This window comes from Sulfurisphaera sp., assembly GCF_059755235.1.
The window spans coordinates 48697-64902 of the sequence record NZ_DBPRYF010000028.1 but is presented as its reverse complement, the minus strand read 5'-3'; the positions used below and the strand labels follow the sequence as shown (position 1 = coordinate 64902).

The 16206-nt window shown below is 35.1% G+C and carries 20 protein-coding genes; 14 read left to right on the top strand and 6 right to left on the bottom strand.

What is annotated here, in order from left to right; translation table 11 throughout:
* The 7 genes from AC3OCB_RS04200 to AC3OCB_RS04170 form a co-directional block, all read left to right on the top strand.
* Window positions 1-387 (top strand): transposase (locus AC3OCB_RS04200; protein ID WP_498340967.1); only part of this gene is annotated, 387 nt, incomplete at its 5' end.
* Window positions 388-443: 56 nt separating this feature from the next.
* The gene (locus AC3OCB_RS04195) at window positions 444-776 is read left to right on the top strand and encodes an ATP-binding cassette domain-containing protein (RefSeq protein ID WP_498340966.1); all 333 of its coding nucleotides are present in this window, start codon (window positions 444-446) and stop codon (window positions 774-776) included.
* Between the two features lies 1 nt (window position 777).
* Window positions 778-1074, top strand: a complete 297-nt coding sequence (locus AC3OCB_RS04190; protein WP_498340965.1) for a hypothetical protein — start codon at window positions 778-780, stop codon at window positions 1072-1074.
* Window positions 1075-1088: 14 nt separating this feature from the next.
* Window positions 1089-1829, top strand: a complete 741-nt coding sequence (locus tag AC3OCB_RS04185; protein WP_498340964.1) for a hypothetical protein — start codon at window positions 1089-1091, stop codon at window positions 1827-1829.
* A gap of 3 nt (window positions 1830-1832) precedes the next feature.
* Window positions 1833-2288, top strand: coding sequence for a hypothetical protein (locus AC3OCB_RS04180; RefSeq protein WP_498340963.1), 456 nt, complete (start codon window positions 1833-1835; stop codon window positions 2286-2288).
* A gap of 154 nt (window positions 2289-2442) precedes the next feature.
* On the top strand, window positions 2443-3798 hold the full coding sequence (locus tag AC3OCB_RS04175) for an MFS transporter (protein ID WP_498340962.1): 1356 nt from the start codon (window positions 2443-2445) through the stop codon (window positions 3796-3798).
* 576 nt (window positions 3799-4374) lie between these two features.
* Complete coding sequence (locus AC3OCB_RS04170; RefSeq protein ID WP_498340961.1) at window positions 4375-4986, top strand: DUF981 family protein; 612 nt, start codon at window positions 4375-4377, stop codon at window positions 4984-4986.
* Window positions 4987-5129: 143 nt separating this feature from the next.
* Here AC3OCB_RS04170 and AC3OCB_RS04165 read toward each other — a convergent pair whose 3' ends face one another.
* The 6 genes from AC3OCB_RS04165 to AC3OCB_RS04140 all read right to left on the bottom strand — a co-directional run bounded on the left by AC3OCB_RS04165 (window position 5130) and on the right by AC3OCB_RS04140 (window position 10479).
* Window positions 5130-6155, bottom strand: coding sequence for a pyridoxal-phosphate dependent enzyme (locus AC3OCB_RS04165; protein ID WP_498340972.1), 1026 nt, complete (start codon window positions 6153-6155; stop codon window positions 5130-5132).
* A 173-nt stretch (window positions 6156-6328) separates the two neighbouring features.
* A complete protein-coding gene (locus tag AC3OCB_RS04160; RefSeq protein ID WP_498340959.1) occupies window positions 6329-8062 on the bottom strand; it encodes an outer membrane protein assembly factor BamB family protein in 1734 nt (577 codons plus the stop codon).
* 284 nt (window positions 8063-8346) lie between these two features.
* The gene (locus AC3OCB_RS04155; protein WP_498340958.1) at window positions 8347-8709 is read right to left on the bottom strand and encodes a DsrE family protein; all 363 of its coding nucleotides are present in this window, start codon (window positions 8707-8709) and stop codon (window positions 8347-8349) included.
* Window positions 8702-8980, bottom strand: coding sequence for a hypothetical protein (locus tag AC3OCB_RS04150; protein WP_498340957.1), 279 nt, complete (start codon window positions 8978-8980; stop codon window positions 8702-8704). Before AC3OCB_RS04150 ends, AC3OCB_RS04155 begins: the two co-directional genes overlap by 8 nt.
* Window positions 8980-10227, bottom strand: coding sequence for a YeeE/YedE family protein (locus tag AC3OCB_RS04145; protein ID WP_498340956.1), 1248 nt, complete (start codon window positions 10225-10227; stop codon window positions 8980-8982). The genes AC3OCB_RS04150 and AC3OCB_RS04145 overlap by 1 nt, the downstream gene beginning before the upstream one ends.
* Before the next feature lie 3 nt (window positions 10228-10230).
* Complete coding sequence (locus tag AC3OCB_RS04140; RefSeq protein WP_498340955.1) at window positions 10231-10479, bottom strand: sulfurtransferase TusA family protein; 249 nt, start codon at window positions 10477-10479, stop codon at window positions 10231-10233.
* Between the two features lie 150 nt (window positions 10480-10629).
* Here AC3OCB_RS04140 and AC3OCB_RS04135 point away from each other — a divergent pair, with 150 nt between their 5' ends.
* The 7 genes from AC3OCB_RS04135 (at window position 10630) to AC3OCB_RS04105 (ending at window position 15615) form a co-directional block, all read left to right on the top strand.
* A complete protein-coding gene (locus AC3OCB_RS04135) occupies window positions 10630-11607 on the top strand; it encodes a sulfurtransferase TusA family protein (protein ID WP_498340953.1) in 978 nt (325 codons plus the stop codon).
* Window positions 11608-11658: 51 nt separating this feature from the next.
* Window positions 11659-12012, top strand: a complete 354-nt coding sequence (locus tag AC3OCB_RS04130; protein ID WP_498340952.1) for a hypothetical protein — start codon at window positions 11659-11661, stop codon at window positions 12010-12012.
* Window positions 12013-12068: 56 nt separating this feature from the next.
* Entirely contained in the window at window positions 12069-12344 is a 276-nt protein-coding gene (locus tag AC3OCB_RS04125) for a sulfur reduction protein DsrE (protein ID WP_498340971.1), read from the top strand.
* Window positions 12345-12454: 110 nt separating this feature from the next.
* Window positions 12455-13651, top strand: coding sequence for a YncE family protein (locus AC3OCB_RS04120; protein WP_498340970.1), 1197 nt, complete (start codon window positions 12455-12457; stop codon window positions 13649-13651).
* A 10-nt stretch (window positions 13652-13661) separates the two neighbouring features.
* A complete protein-coding gene (locus AC3OCB_RS04115) occupies window positions 13662-14570 on the top strand; it encodes a hypothetical protein (RefSeq protein WP_498340950.1) in 909 nt (302 codons plus the stop codon).
* Complete coding sequence (locus AC3OCB_RS04110) at window positions 14555-15088, top strand: TQO small subunit DoxD (RefSeq protein WP_498340948.1); 534 nt, start codon at window positions 14555-14557, stop codon at window positions 15086-15088. The genes AC3OCB_RS04115 and AC3OCB_RS04110 overlap by 16 nt, the downstream gene beginning before the upstream one ends.
* A gap of 167 nt (window positions 15089-15255) precedes the next feature.
* Entirely contained in the window at window positions 15256-15615 is a 360-nt protein-coding gene (locus AC3OCB_RS04105; RefSeq protein WP_498340947.1) for a hypothetical protein, read from the top strand.
* The last annotated feature ends 591 nt before the right edge of the window (window positions 15616-16206 follow it).

Sequence of the window (16206 nt, the reverse complement as noted above, 5' to 3'; positions counted from 1 at the left end):
AACTGGAAGCAGATAGTTCAATTCATGAGCGACAAATCCGAAATAAAACTGGTCGACCCTAGGAACACTTCTTCAACCTGCCCCAGATGCGGAGGAAAGATGATAAAGCTCCAAGGGGGCAGGGTAGTTAAATGTTCTAGGTGCGGACTAGAACTAGACAGACAACTGTGTGGAGCCATAAACATTTTCCTTAAAATGTGTGGCTTTCCCCAGAGCCCGAGCGTCTTCTTCCGTGCGGTGATTAAAAAGATGATCCCTCGGTGGAAGGTGTGGATGAGGGCTTTGGGTGGGGTTGCCACGAATAGGGGCAAGGGCTATGATATGCCACCGATGAACTCAAGATGGTGGCTGAGCCTGGTGAACCCCAAGGCTTTCATAGGTCTATGAATGCCTATGAAAGCTGAACCCCGTGGGATAACCCTAAACTTAGGTATAAAGTCTCCGTGATTTTTACTAAATTACCTTATCCGCCAAACGATACGGTTGAGGAATACCTTGAAGATTTAAACAGCATATTTCATGGTGATCTAAATAGGCTAATAAAAGACTTTAACTTAACTCAGCATTTAAAAAAGAAAATCTCTCAACTTTCTTCTGGTCAGGCCCAAAAAATTCAATTAATAGCTGCTCTCATCAAAAACCCTGAGTTGATAATTGCAGATGAGCCAACAGCAAATTTAGACCCACAAGCGAGGCTCGAATTCTACGACATGGTAACAAACATGATAAAAGAGTACGGTGTTACTTTTTTTTATATCCTCCCATATCTTATCTGAGTTGGAAAGGGTTATAACTCACGTTGTTTTCATCAACGATGGGATAATAACAGCAATGGGGGATATAAACACTGTAGAGGCTAATGTGTCTTCTGACGAAGTTATAATCCTAGTGAGGGAGAAGGAAAGGGCTATGAAAGTTTTGGAAGAGTTTGAACCTGCAATGGACGGAGCTTACATAAGAGTTAAGGGTAACATAAGGGAAATAGTTGATTTACTAGATGATTCAAAAATTGAAATTCTTAGTATAAGGAGGAGTAGCCTAGACGACGTGTTCAAAAAGCTTAATAGAACTTAGTATAAGAAATTTTTGTGTCACAATTACAAGTCCTAAAGATCCTTTTTAAAGAAAGGTACAAAGACCCTACTCTTCAGTTAATGATTCCCACGATGATTGTGGGATACATTTTCATCCCTGCGTTTCTTGAAAAGGGGGACTTCCAACCTTATTCTCTCGTTATATCTTTCATTCCAGTTATTAGCTTATCGGAGACTATAGCTTTCTCTCTTGCTTTAAGGAACATAATTTTCGTTCTAGGAGATCATCTTACTAACGGTAGCATTGTGTCATTTTTAATGATGCCTGTAAAGAGGATAACGTTTTTCTTTTACAGTTACTTTCTCGACGTTGTGTTACCTTATCTCTTTTGGGTTGTGACAAATTACTTTTACTTAGCTGACATTGGTTATATTAACCCCTTAACGAACTTGCTGTCACTGACGTACACTGCAGGTTACTTCTTTTCAACTTCAGTCATACTGTTTCTTACCCTTTTCTTAAAAAGTAACGGTGCATCTACGTTAGCTTCGATGTTTGCTTTGGGTTCTATCTTCTTAGTCGGAGGGTTTGGTAATTACTCCCTTGTTCAAAATAACTCTTCTGCACTCTCAATAACCTCTTTTATGAATCCTTACCCACTTCTTTTAGCCTATTCGTTCAAACAGTCCTCTACACTACTTTCATTTATCTATAATGGAATAGTTGTGGACTTTGTCCTTGCTTTAATCTTAGTTTTGATCTCCTTATTCCTTTTCAAAAGGATAGAGGTGTGAAATGTGATAAAGTGGGAACTATTGTTAGCCTCAATTTCATTAGCTATTCTTTCACTTTCAACGGTTACAATAAATACACCTACACACTTTACAATAAACTTTGAAAATTACACGTTAAATGTGCCTAACTTAGTAGAATCTGCAAGTGTTACAATATCACAAAATAAAAGTGGTTTAATAACTGAAGTCCTAATTAATCATGATTTAACAGTAAACGTAACTAGCATTTCTCCTTATACAATATCTCTTAATCCCGGAACTTTCACTTTTTCTATTATAAAGGAAGTGAATGAGAGTAACGGTAAAACACTAAATGTCACGTATAACGCTACAATAACTTATACTATACAAAAAGTTAAGTTGGTATTACATCAGAAAATACTCTATTATTCTGGGATAGCCGGAACTGTGATTGGATTGTTAATTTACGTAACAAGGAAAATTGTTAAGAGGATCTAAGGTCAAGTTCCCCCCTTATAAACATGCAAATCCTTCATTCTCGGATTTTTTAAATTTTAGGAAAGTGATATTATATTAAACTTCAATTTGTAATAACTTTAAACTTATTTCATATTTAAGCTTATAAAAGAGATAATATTATATATTTATTGATATGGAGCCTGAAAAATTTAGTTGGAACTCGGCAAAAGCTATAGTTTCACAATTTATAGGTTTCCTAACAGACTCTTACGACCTAACAATGATTTTAGGTATAGCACCTGTACTAGCAAAAGTACTGTTGCCTCCCGAGTCACCTCTTCTAGCTTCATTTTCAGTTATATTATCATATTCACTGACAATAATCTTTAGGCCCCTAGGTTCCGCTATTTTTGGAAACCTTGGTGATAAAATAGGTAGAAGAGCTGACTTAATTATAACTGTCTTAGGTCTGGGTATAGTTAGTGCATTGACATCAGCATTACCGACGTATGCTTCTGTTGGCATACTCTCTTTCATTCTATTCGTATTAATAAGAATCGGAGTAGGAATTTTTGCTGGAGGTGAGTATGCTGCAGGTCATCCGTTTGCAATGGAGTGGACTCCGTTTAAATGGAGAGGACTAATAAGCGGCGTAGTTCAAGGAGGATTCTCATTTGGCGCAGCATTAGCTGCTGCAGTAGAAGGAGCATTTATCAGTGTATATGGTGTTACAAGGATTGAAGAATTTGCTTGGAGATATGTTTTTCTTACCACATTAGTTCCAGCATTCATAGCACTAGCTATAAGATTAGCCATGAAAGAGACGCCAGTATTTGAGGAAGTTAAACAGAAAAATTTAGTTAGAAAAACTCCACTTCTTGACTTGTTTAAAATGCCATACTTAAAAGATTTCCTACAAGTGTTGATATACATGACTGGGATGTTCTTCTTCGCTTATTCATTATTTGCTTTTGTACCAACAATATTAGAACATCCTCCATCTGCGTTTTCAACAGGTGAAGCTGTTTTCATATACTCACTTGGAACTTATGCGGCATTTGCAGGTGCAGTTTTCTTTGGTGCCCTATCTCAATATGTAGGTAGAAGAAGATTGACGTTAATTTGGGCTATACTTACTTTCATAATTGCTATACCAATATGCTATTTGCTAATTTCTTCAGCATCAATAGGAAACGTAGCATTAGCTTCAATAGCTTCAATTATTATAGGGATTATAACTCAAGGCCCTTGGGGGATAATTCCTATTTACTTATCTGAGAGGTTTAAAGCGTCAATGAGGGCTTCTGGAGTGGGTTTTGGCTATTCTTCAGGGATTTTCATAGGGGGTTGGTTTAGCATATACGTACCATTAATGCATCAGTATCTATTTAAATCGATAGATACACCAACAAACGTATGGTTCTCCACAGCAGTACTGCTAATGATAGGTGCAGTACTAGTTGGAATTGGACAATACATAGGCCCAGAAACTTTAGGGACTAGATTAGCTGAAGAAGTTAGTGCCGAAAGAGCTACTGAGAGAACATAAATTTTTTCATTTAATTGTTTTTTGTTAGAGAGTTATACTTTTACTCATTATTCAAATTGAAATCGTGAAGTTACACTCTCTTTTTTAATCTTTTGAGTTTCACATTACTGCCTATAGACTGAAGACAAATCCTTTGTTATCAAAACTCTTTATAATCCAATATACTTTTTAACAATGTTATTAAGGAAATTTCCTTGTAAGCCAGAATTCATTTATCGATCTTTAAGTATTATATCTTTGCAATAAAGAAAAATTATTTAATAATTGTAAAAAGCGATTATCTGGTTAATTATTATCTAAGAATGTTAACAAAATCACATATAAACATAAATATTTGTGCCACTTTTTACAGTTTGAGGTCTTTTATTGCCCTTCCAAAAAAATTGCAGAATTAAACTTCTTATACTTTTTTATAGTAAAAAAATCATAAAAAAATTTATATGAAATTTATAAATAATTAGAAATTGGGGAAAAAATATTAGGCAACTTATATAAAAGATTTGCTGTACTAATATGAATATTTATACATACGCAATATATATTTCACGTTGACAAATATATTATTTGGTGATTAAAGTGGCATTATTCGTAGATCAATTAACTGGTCAGCTAATAGCAATGGCTGCAGGCTTTATAACAATCGCTTATGGTTTGTTAAGGACATTTGCAATTCACAGTGAACTTACAAAGTATAAACAAGCTATAGAGGCTCAATACTTGCCTTTATTGGTCATTGGAATATACATAAGCGTTACTGGCTTCTTTGGATTATTAGTCTGGCCTTTACCTGGTAGCTATAACATACTCTTCTATGATCTTTACCCATTATTGGGCTTAGGATTAATCATGATAGCACTAGGGGTTAAGAATGGCTATAAGCTAGAGCATTTAGGTTTCTTAGGAATACTATTAGGTATCGTAACAATGTACTATGGAGCTGAAGGGTATCTGAAAAATATGACTCAAGAACCTGCAGCACTACTTGCACTCTACGTACTTACTGGACTGTCTTCAATATTCTTCTACCCAGTATCTATGTTCATTGATAATGGTAATCCGAAGATAAAGATATTCCTTCTAATTGATGCTATATTGCTAATATTAGCTGGTGTTGTTGCTGGCTACATAGGTTTAGCAGCTGTTCCAGATCATTTGTCTGCATTCTCAAAATGGGCTCCATTCTTATGATTTGAACTTTTTTAGTAAGTAAGAATAAATTGCCCCATCTTTGCTGAAGTATTATAAAAACTTGTTTTTGAGTTAAACTCAGTTCTTTTTCTTCCTTCCCTACTCAAGATTATTTATAAGAGATAATTAATTATTAAAGGTTGTTAGCTCCCTAAAAGGTGAAGAGATTTAAGACCACTGCCAGTAAGAACTAAAACTGCACTATTAACTTTCATTTTCTGATAAGCTGCATATGTTGTAGCCGAACTTGGTTCCACTAATATTCCATGTTTAGCTAAATATTTCCAAGCGTTTAATATTTCCTCCTCTGAAACAACTACACATTCTCCAGTTTCTTTTAACACATTAAGCATCTCTGGCAAAAGGAATGGGTTTGTAGAAACTAGAGCATCGGCAATTGAATTTACTTCTTTTGGAGGAGTATAAGAGTAACCTTTCAGAGACGCGCAAACTGGCATTACTTGTTCAGTCTGAACAGCAATTAATTTTGGCATCTTTTCTATAATTCCAGAGTCTAACAAATGCTTAAAACCCTCATATACACCTAAAAGAAGAGTACCTGCAGAAGTGGGTAAGAAGACATAATCTGGAGCCTTACCTAAATCTTCATAAATTTCATAACTCAAACTCCTTATCCCGTCTCTAAATTGTGGTTGAAGAGTGTGAGATGCAAAATAGTAACCAGATTTTTCAGCTTCTCTAGTTACATCCTCTCTGCTTCCTTTCACCTTGACCACTTTAGCACCATACGCCTCTATTTGTTTAATTTTTGAAGGATTTGCATTTGTTGGTGTAAATATTGCTACTTCCATTCCAGCAAATGCTCCATAAGCTGATATTGAGGCTCCTGCATTTCCGGAAGAGTCCTCTGAGATCTTTTTAATTCCCTGCTGAAAGAGGTAAGATATTAAAGTCACTGATCCTCTGTCTTTGTAAGAGCCTGTGGGGTTTAAGAAGTCTAGCTTTAGATAAACATTCTCAAATTTTATTAACGGAGTTTTACCTTCACCTAAAGAGATCCAAGTTTTCACGTAAGGGAAATTATCTCTAATATTCTTTCTATACTCAAAATCTACAACGTATTTAAATGGTCCGCCACATCTACTGCAACGAAGCTCGTATATACTTTCTCTCGGCTTGCCGCAACGAGCACATACTTCTTGCATGATAATAACTTGCTAAATTATGTTAATAAAATTGAACAGATAGATAAGAGCTATTTGAGTTTCACATTTCATGAAGATTGAAATGGCTCAAGTCATATTATTCTCGTTACAACCATTCCAATAAGTTTAATTTTAAAAAAAAAAGATATATAAATTAAATAAAAAATATTAAAGTCTCACATTAAATCTGATAGAGGAATTGCGAAAGCCCAATTATAGCTGTTATCCACAAACACTGTTTTTCCGACAACAACAGCATTTACTATACCAAATCTTCCTCCCACATAGTAGCTCTTTACTAACTGACCGTTTGTAGCATTATACACATCTATATTTGGTCCTGCTGGCTCTATAATATATCCATTAATATAAACTGGATTAGCTCTTCCTCCACCAGCGCCATTTGGCGGAGCTTGGACATTAGGTATTTTGCCTATCCATATTACTTTCCCAGTACTTTCGTTTAATGCAAATACCTCGTTAACAACTGGAGAACCTACATATACTACTCCGTTGTGAATCGTTGGAACTCCTCCTTTGAATGCTGGTGGCACATAACCTCTAGCTAATTGTTCTATCCATAACAAGTGGCCATTAGTTGCGTTAAGTGCGAAGACTGCAAACCCGATTGTTTTGTTCGTTTTGATGGAGTTTACAATTGTACTCTGCACTACTATTCCATTTTGCTGATCTACTGCAGGTGACACATCTCCCATCCCAGTGTTAAATGGAGTATATCCTTTTGGTAAGGTGAAGTTCCAAACTATTTGTCCATTCTCGACATTTACCGCGACTAGTTCACCGTATGGTGGAAGTGCTAGAGTGAAACCCACTATAGCAATCGTTGTGCCGTTAGGGAAAACATAGTAGTTTGTTGAACTCATTGAGTCAAATGCCGAAACACCTACATAGTCTCTCCACACAACTTGTCCAGTTGTTGCATTTAGAGCTTCAATTTGACCGGAACCATCACCGTATATAAGAAGTCCATCAACATAAGCTACAGTCGGCATATCATTACCTTTATCAAAATGAACCCATAATAATTGACCGTTAGTAGCGTTAAACGCATAAACAGCACCATAACTATAACCTCTTATTACTTGTGCATAGCTCTGGGTTAAAACTGCAAAAATACCTTGAGAGGCTGAAAATCCTGCGTCTCCCACACTGACATAAACAATTGCACCTTTAATTGTATTAACAACAATTGGATTGCTCATAACTGCATTTACTGTTGTAGCAGACCAAATTAGTTGCCCAGTGTAAGCGTTAACGGCATAAATGGTATTAGCATCGGAGGGTATGTAGACTATACCATTGAAATATGTTACACCTACTGCATCTCCTACTAACTGTGTTAACGTTACAGCTGCACTCCTATTTCCCATAGCTTGATATGCAGGGAATGGTGCATTGAGCGGAATAGCGTCCATTTGTTTAAATGACCAGCTAACTGCTGGGAAGCTGATGTTTAAAACTGCTTCATGATCTTGCTGATATGCATAAACTGTCCAGTTTCCTTCATTTATAGGGTCTTTAGGCATGTTAGAAGGATAGTATGTAACTATTGTCCACATTGGCAAATAGCAATTTCCATAATTGTAATAAGTATACTGGTACCACTTAATCGAAGAGTTCTGATAAGTTGTTATTGTAACGTTTTCATTTACTCCGGTTAGTGGAGACTTTACCTCAGTATTTACTGTACTCATCATAATACCTTGTGACATAGCTGTACTCGTCGAAGTACTTGTTTGAGTCTGAGTTGTAGTATATGTAGTCGTAGAAGTTACGGTTTGTGTTGTAGTTATTGTTTTGGTTGCAGGAGTGTGTATAACGTAACCTACTCCTATTCCTATTACTAAACCAACTATTAACAAAATTACACCAAATATTTTTGAGTCCATTTTTGGTCTGACAGCATTTTTGAAACAAATTTTTAAAATTTACGATAATACACATATTCCGCAAAACTTATAAATATAACAAAAAACAGAATAAAATTATAGATTTATTCTATTGCAATGTCATATAAATATTTAAAAAATCAAATATTTAGTAAATATTATTAGAAATATTTTATAAAAGAATAGAATAAGTATTATTAAAGATAGTGATAACTTTCATAACTTTTTAAAAAGAAAAGATTGAAAATGAGATAATAAGTATTTGATAGATATGTTAAACCTTGTTAAAAAATCAGTACAGCTTTTGCCTCTGAACTCCTTAATGCGAATTCAGCTACGCCTCCAACTTTAACGTTCTCTACTAGGTCTTCATGGGGCACATTTTTAGCCTTCATACCGAACTCACAAGCAGTTATTTCAACATCCTCTCCAGCTAGCTCAATTAAGTTCTTAAAATAATATGACAGAGGCTTTACGTTTGGTAGCTGTATTTTCTCCATTTCTTTAGTAACTCCCTTAAGCCCATCCATTGTAAAGAACATGTAGACTTTATTCCCTGAAGAGGCATAACCAATAGCAGTAATGTAAGCCATATAAAGTCTATCTATGTCCCCACTAGTAACCATAAATACATATAGGTCAGACACTCTTTTTCACCTCCAACTCACGTACAGTTTTGACTAAGTTATACCAAAAAATTGCTAATGCGATATACACAATGGTATAGCAAATGTAGGTAGTAGCTTGAATATAACCGTCTATCTGATTTGTAGGGACATAAGCGGAGAAAACTCCATGAGATAATGCAACACTATTGTTTGGTAATATATAATCAACAGAATACAAATACCATCCAATTGCAAATAAACTAACGACAATAGGTGCCAACAATCTTCTTATTATAGGTAGAGAGACCATCATAACCACCTTTCTTGAACCTTAACTGCCATATAAACACCTATTAACATACCAAAGAGGAATATTATGCCGTCATAACCTAGCTGGGTAAAGTTAGTCCACATTAACCCTACATTACATCCTAATGCCATTCTTACTCCTATTCCTACCAACATGCCCCCTACAAACCCAATCGCTAATCTTCTCTTGTCTCTAGGAATCCTTATCTTAAAGTCCCCACTTAAGTAAGATGCCATAAAGGCTCCTATACATAGCATTATTACCATCAAGGTGCTTGTATCTACAATAGGAACTGAATCATTAAACCAAGGTGTATTTAGAAATAATTTTACATTTCCTAACATTAGTAGGTACTCGAAGAATCTACCTCCGTCAGAAGTTGTGATCACTAGATAGTTAAAAGTATAGCCTGCACCAACTATAAACACAAATATCATGTCTATAGCTAAAATCACAGTTGTTAAATTAGTCCCATAAGGTTTCTTTAAAAGTAATAAGTCCTTTATCTCCTTGCGTAAGGATGGCCTACTCTCTTTCTCTTCCGAAGAAGAAATGCTTTTTTCTGAACCAAATGCCATACTAAAAGTTGATGGTAACCTAAATGAGGGGGAAGAGGAAGACGTAGACCATTTTTTCTTTGTGTATTGTTGAAGGTAAATTCCTAAAAAGATAAGAGGTAGACCAACTATTAAAGTGGTAATATATACTGCCATGTTAGATGTCGAGTGGAAAAGGACATAGGGTAAGTATGTTACGTAACCTCCATTAGTTGTGGAAAGTATGCCTTTCGACATAGTGTCAACTTGAAACGGCCAAATAGCTATAGCAAATATGTAAGTACCAATCATCATACCGAATAATTCTACCCAGTTTTGCACATAGCCGCTAGCAGCCCTATATAACATTGATAAGTTACATCCACCAGCCAATGCTGCTCCAAACCCAAAGATTATTGAACCAACCAGGATATACCATCCTGCAAAGTAATTGAAATAGTACTGATCCACTGCAGGTATAACACCAAATGCGACTAGGAGACCAGCTCCTAAAGCAGATAATCCAAAGAGTATTAGAAGTGCGCCAAACCTATCATAGCTCTTTGCTGTAAAAACCGATGTCATTGCATTTACAAAGCAATAGTTACCCCTTTGGGCTGCCCAACCCAAAATAAAACCAGAAAGTCCAAAAAGGCCAAAAACTAAGGCCCAACTCTCTTGATATATAGGCTGTAAAACCATAGTGGGCATTTGCTATTTCACCTTTAGTATCCTCACCTTGTACATTCCGTCTCCTTTCATTACAACATACGGGTATCCTAATGACTTGCATAATGATGGTAGTGTTACATGGACTGCAGGTTCGTGATCAGTAAGTACTTCCAATACTTCACCTACCTTCATTTTCTTTAACTCTTTCCCAGCTTTCATTTCCGGTACGGGACATTCTTCTCCTCTTACGTCAAGAGTTTTATTTGGATTTCTTACTGATAGGTCTTCCATTAAACCACCTAAAATATACTTACGATTTCACATTTTTAAGTATTTACCATTTATAAAGCTATTATCTACTTCTTATCAAAATTATTAAATTACATAATGTGATGTGTAATGTAAATAAGATTTTTAAATAGTATTTCATACTTTAATATAATGATAGAGGAAACTGTAAAAATCAACATAGAAGACTTCAGACCATTACTTGAAGTAGAAAAATCTTACAGATTGTACAAGATGATTAATGTTAAAAAATTAGATTTCGGTTACGCTTGTCAGATTTCTTTCTTAAAGTTTAAGATTGATTGTTTATGTAAGCCCAAAAAGGATGGATTAGAAATTATAGAGAAAAACGGGAAATTCACGATAGATATAAATTATGAGAAGAAAGAAAAAGACGTTGAAGCTAAAATAATTTATAAAGGGTCTCTGGAAAAGATTTTAGGGAATATTGCTAGGACGATAGTGAAAAATTTGGAAGAGTATGCAAAGTACGTTGTTTCTAAAAACGCTAACCAAAGTGGGGTAATAAGTATTAATCTCTCTACCTTTTACCCAGACAAATCTATTGACTTGAGGGGGGAAGAATGTCCCGTACCAGAAATTACGTTAAAAAGAGAGTTGATTAAAGCAAAGAAAGGAGAGGTAATAGAAATCCTCTTAGACCACCCGGCAGCCATACTTTATACAATCCCGGAAATTATCAGACTATTTAACTGTAGGTATGAGGTAATCAAACACGAGGACTATGTAAGTTTTAGGATTTTGGTTTTAAGTAACACTATAGGAAAAGAAGAGTACTTGGATATAATTCATCAATTCAATGAGGAGAAAATTAAAGAGTTAATAAGAGATAAACAGTTTACATCATTTTTATATACAGTCTTTACGAAAATAGTAAAAACTGATAACGTGTCTAATTTCATTACTTACAATTTTACTTGTGATAATGGTATCTGCCTAGTCAGTTCAGCCCCTTTAGGTAGAGGTTGGCTTTTCACCGGTATAGTCAAAGGAAACAAGGTTGTATGTTGCAGAATTGATATGGGTAACCAAGTATTCTTCGATGAAGAGGCATTAAGCTACTTAAGGAAACTATCTGGAGAATCGAATGTTATTTATTTATCATACTAAGCAATTTTTTAGAAAGAAAAATTTTTTAACTTTAGGGGGTGACTAAATACTATGGAAGTAAAAGATGAATGTGGATGCGTAATTAACAGAAAATATGCGTCTGATTTTTTAATGAAAAGACTCTACACGAAAAACGGAAAGGTAAAGGATAGGATAGGTGAGTTTAAGTTAGACAACAGCAGATGGTTTAGATTGTATAAGGGGACAGATGGAAAGCTATACTATGAAAGTTCAGAATGCCCAATCGTAGTGATAACTCTTGAAGCATTATGCGAAAGATATGAGGAAAATGGAGGGAAGTTAACAAAGGAAGATGCAATAGAAAAGTTGAGGGAAGTTAAGGGACTTACGGTAAATGACTTAGTTAAAAACATTATTGATAAACTAACGGGGTGTATTTGTTGACCAAAAGGATAGCTTATATAGTGGAATCTGGGCTAGGTTCTTACATACTAGGACAAATGATTGTCCCTCAGTTGGAGGAAGACAGACATTATGCTAAAGTTGTGGGGATGTTCTTTATAGATAACAACGTATACTTACTGATGAAGGGAAATCCGTTAGCAGAGAGATTAGCTAGGTTGAGCAGAGAAAAAGGGATTTATATACAGGCTTGTGACCAATGCACTTACATGAGAAATCTTGCGGACAAACTAATAGAAGAGGCTGCAATAGGGTGTTTTCCAAACTTTTATGAAAAAGTGTTAAACAATGTTGATTTGATAATTACAATATAATTATAGTAACTTTACTAAGGGTTTATAATATCACAACTTTTATAAGTAAAGTAAAATACATAATATTTTAGGTGACATAGGAAGTGGAGAAAAGTAAGGTAATAAAGGCAATGTCAACTTATCAGTTTTGGCTTATTGTAGGTCTTGTAGTGATAATATTAATAGGAGTAGGAGCAGCTGTAATAATGCTTAAACCATCTTCCTCTCAGAGTTCTCCGACACCTATACAACAAGCAACTACCTCTTCTTCAGTTTCTTCCCAATCTCCTCCACAGATGAACTTACTAGTCCTTACTCAGAAGGGAATTACAGAGGTTATGAACCCAACCGCTACTACTCCTCTACAAGGTTTCCTTCACGTCGTTAACATTTCTAATAGCGTTCCACAACAAGTGTACTGGTGGGTGGAGTTGCCGGATCAAGGTTACTTTAATGCAAAGTATCTCTTTGTTCCCTTAAATAATGGAACTGTTTATGCAGTAGACCCCTCAACGTTAAAAGTAGTAAAAGAGTTTACTTTTGGCAATAGCATAGGATTTATTGGAGTTGCATATTCTCCCAATCAACAACTGCTAGCAGTTGCTGATGGACCTAGCGGTGATGTTGCTTTAATAAACATATCAACGTTAAACGTTGTCTGGGAAAAACAGTTTGTATCCTCTACTGGCAGGACATACTACCCATGTGACGTAAGATGGAGCCCAGACGGAACATATCTAATTATTCCTATGAGGTTTAACAACAGTGTTGACATTTTAGGGATAAATGGTAGCGTATTAAAAGTTCTTCCAACGTCTACTGGGTCTCAGCCTTACATGGTGAGTCCAAATAAGGAAGGAACAATAGTGGCTGTAGAATTTGTTGGGAACAACTCTGTTGGCTTCTACTCTTTACCTTCACTATCATATTTAGGCATGGTACAAATGCCTAATGGAACAGTTCCGCAGAGAGGCGTTTTCACGCCAAACGGACAATATTACTTAGAGGCTCCATCCAATTCAAATCAGATCGTGGTTATGTCCACTTCAACATTCCAAGTTGTGAAGACCATCTCTTTACCTTCATTTAAGGTTCAAGGGCTAGGAGACATTGAAGTTTTACCTGGTGGACAATATGCATACGTCGTAGTGCATGGTAATATACAACAAGGAGGTCTTATCGTTCTTATCTCATTGAGCAGTTTGACTGTATCAAGCTATGTACCACTAACAACTGCACCAGCAGTGGTTATTCCTATACAAAGTAACCAAGCAAGTTATTTGGTAGATAATGTACTGTTACCACCAGTTACTGGACTGCATTGTTGAGGTGAGCTGAATGAAAGTAATACACCCTTATTTTTATGCGTATATCTTTTTTAATTCAACAGTTTTTCTTCCTATAGTTATTAACGGTTTTAGAATCAATAACCTTTGGTATGCACCACTTTCTGACAGCGGGAACCAAACTTTCCTCTATCCTTTTTTAGAATTTATCTTTACTTACGTCATTATATCGTCAGTCATGGGATATTTTCTCTTCAAATATAAGAAAAACAGATTTGTGTTGGTTAGAGGAGATTTTACGATTAAAAATGTGATAAAGAACATTCTTAAGGACAGAGTAATCGGATCGATATTTGCAAGTTATGCTCTGGCATATTTTATCTCATACCTCATTGTCAGCAGTATAATCTTAATACCTAATATAAATATTAGTCCCTATTTCCTTCCTCTAACGATAATATCTTATGAGGGGTACGGAATCCCGGTGTACTTTGGATTTTTTGTCTTTAATCTGCCCTTCCTGTTACTAGGCGTAATAAATACAGTCATTTTGTCCTTAGGTTTTATCTTATCCTATTACCTAGTTTCTCTTATTTACGTATCTTACAACGTAATGAGATGGGAGGTACCAAAAAGTTTTAGACTAACTGCTATAAACATGGCTGGAGGGTTTTTGACAGCATCAGTACCTTCTATAGGCACCATTGCAGGGATATGTTGCCTAACACCAGCTGGGATAAATTCGCTAATGTATTTAGCATCAGCTTCTTTTCCGCTGTTGGGGAAAAATATTGTTTGGAAAAGCACCCTTTTCACAAGTGCTTCTATAATTACAGCGATATCTCAAATAATCCTCCTTTCATCGCCAGTGTTAGTAGGGATAGCCCTTCTTTCAATATCAGTCTATTCACTATCTAAGGTTAGTAGAAAGTTGAGGGAGGGATTATGGCTAAGAGCATAACCACAGTCAATTTATCCCTAATTTTTAGGATTGCTGTAGCATCAATATGGCTATATGCAGGAGTCCTAGAGAAATTACTTAACCCAGGATTTCTGAACCCAGCATCAACGGATTACGTAGGATTGACAATACAATATTTAGCTGAGGGGTCAATAATAAAAGGGTTCTTGTACGCTATTTCCGTCTCTCACCCTACTTTGGTTGGAGTATTAGTTATAATTGGAGAGATTAGCATTGGAATTTTAACTTTACTGGGATTAATGACCCGTTTAGCTAGCACTGTCGCATTTTATCTAAACTTAATATATTTCCTTTCTGCTAGTTGGACTGGTGCTGAAGAGTACGGACTGAACTTGTTAATGATGATAATAGATGCTTACCTAATAGCTTACGGTGGTGATAAATTTTCAATTGACTCTGCTATTGCCAAAAAGACAAAGTTAATGGATAACATTAAGCTTTGGGTAATAGTAGGTAGTGTAATTTATGTAGCTGTGATAATATATTTACTAATGTGATTTCAAGATAAAACGTTTTGAATTAAATGTAAACCCTTGTTAAGGATTTTGAGTTTTTATCCCCTAACATCATTGATCACCTTAACTGTGTTTAATTAGTTAAATATTAACTAAACAAGACATTTTAGAAAGAAAAATTTTTTACTTTTAGGGTTATCCTAAATACTATGAACTTCGATCCTTGTTGTGCACCAAACAGAAAAAGGGAAAATGTATCGGATTTTTTAATGGAAAAAATATATAGAAAAAACATAAGAATAAAAGGAGACAAAATCGGTGAGTTTAAATTAGACAATGACAGATGGTTCAGACTGTATAAGGGGACAGACGGAAAACTATACTATGAGTGCTCCAATTGTCTTTCATTAATAGTAACTTTAGAAGCTTTATGTGAGGAATATGAGAAAAGTGAAGGAAAATTAACAAAAGAAAGTCCAATTCAAAGACTGAATGAAATTAAAGGATTCAGAGTAAATCAAATAGTATCTGACGTTGTAGATAAAGTAACTAAATGTCTTGGTAAATGAGATTTTTTCTCATATACTTATTATAGATACTTCCAAAATAACTAGAAACTTATTATGAGATGTAATAAAGCCAAAGTTACCGCTTAAAGGTTAAGCTGGCATGGTCATATCTCAGATGTGGTGGAATATTCTAAAAAGGAGATGAGGACAATAGCGAAGAATAGTAGCAGGCCTTTAAGATGTATAACTTTTTCTTATCTCCTAATTTGTGAAGGATAACTTGTTATTATAATGAGGGGAGCGGAATTTCTGCTCTACTGTAACACACGTAGCCTAAAGAGTCTAAAAATATTGATAGACATGGGACAAATGATGTCTATTAAAGCCAACTTTAAATTTAACAGCATTTTATTATTTAGAAGAGTTTCAACAATTTATTTTAAGTAGTGGAGAAATAAACTTAGACAGAGATATAACTTGAAATATACCTGATACAACTTTTGTTAGCATATACTGCTTTATTCATGGACAATAATAAGAATTATATTATCTTTGTATTTAAAGTAAACAATATATTAGTATAGTCGAAATAGTGACATAGAATAGATGATTATAGGTTTTTTAAGAGTTTAAGATATTATAAAATAATCA

Bases quoted from the DNA above. Each gene is read 5' to 3' on its own strand.
- AC3OCB_RS04130 (WP_498340952.1), top strand. From the start codon at position 11,659: ATGGAAGTAAAAGATGAATGTGGATGCGTAATTAACAGAAAATATGCG.
- AC3OCB_RS04145 (WP_498340956.1), bottom strand. From the start codon at position 10,227: ATGCCCACTATGGTTTTACAGCCTATATATCAAGAGAGTTGGGCCTTA.
- AC3OCB_RS04135 (WP_498340953.1), top strand. From the start codon at position 10,630: ATGATAGAGGAAACTGTAAAAATCAACATAGAAGACTTCAGACCATTA.
- AC3OCB_RS04120 (WP_498340970.1), top strand. From the start codon at position 12,455: ATGTCAACTTATCAGTTTTGGCTTATTGTAGGTCTTGTAGTGATAATA.
- AC3OCB_RS04160 (WP_498340959.1), bottom strand. From the start codon at position 8,062: ATGGACTCAAAAATATTTGGTGTAATTTTGTTAATAGTTGGTTTAGTA.
- AC3OCB_RS04125 (WP_498340971.1), top strand. From the start codon at position 12,069: ATGATTGTCCCTCAGTTGGAGGAAGACAGACATTATGCTAAAGTTGTG.
- AC3OCB_RS04175 (WP_498340962.1), top strand. From the start codon at position 2,443: ATGGAGCCTGAAAAATTTAGTTGGAACTCGGCAAAAGCTATAGTTTCA.
- AC3OCB_RS04150 (WP_498340957.1), bottom strand. From the start codon at position 8,980: ATGGTCTCTCTACCTATAATAAGAAGATTGTTGGCACCTATTGTCGTT.
- AC3OCB_RS04110 (WP_498340948.1), top strand. From the start codon at position 14,555: ATGGCTAAGAGCATAACCACAGTCAATTTATCCCTAATTTTTAGGATT.
- AC3OCB_RS04115 (WP_498340950.1), top strand. From the start codon at position 13,662: ATGAAAGTAATACACCCTTATTTTTATGCGTATATCTTTTTTAATTCA.
- AC3OCB_RS04140 (WP_498340955.1), bottom strand. From the start codon at position 10,479: ATGGAAGACCTATCAGTAAGAAATCCAAATAAAACTCTTGACGTAAGA.
- AC3OCB_RS04105 (WP_498340947.1), top strand. From the start codon at position 15,256: ATGAACTTCGATCCTTGTTGTGCACCAAACAGAAAAAGGGAAAATGTA.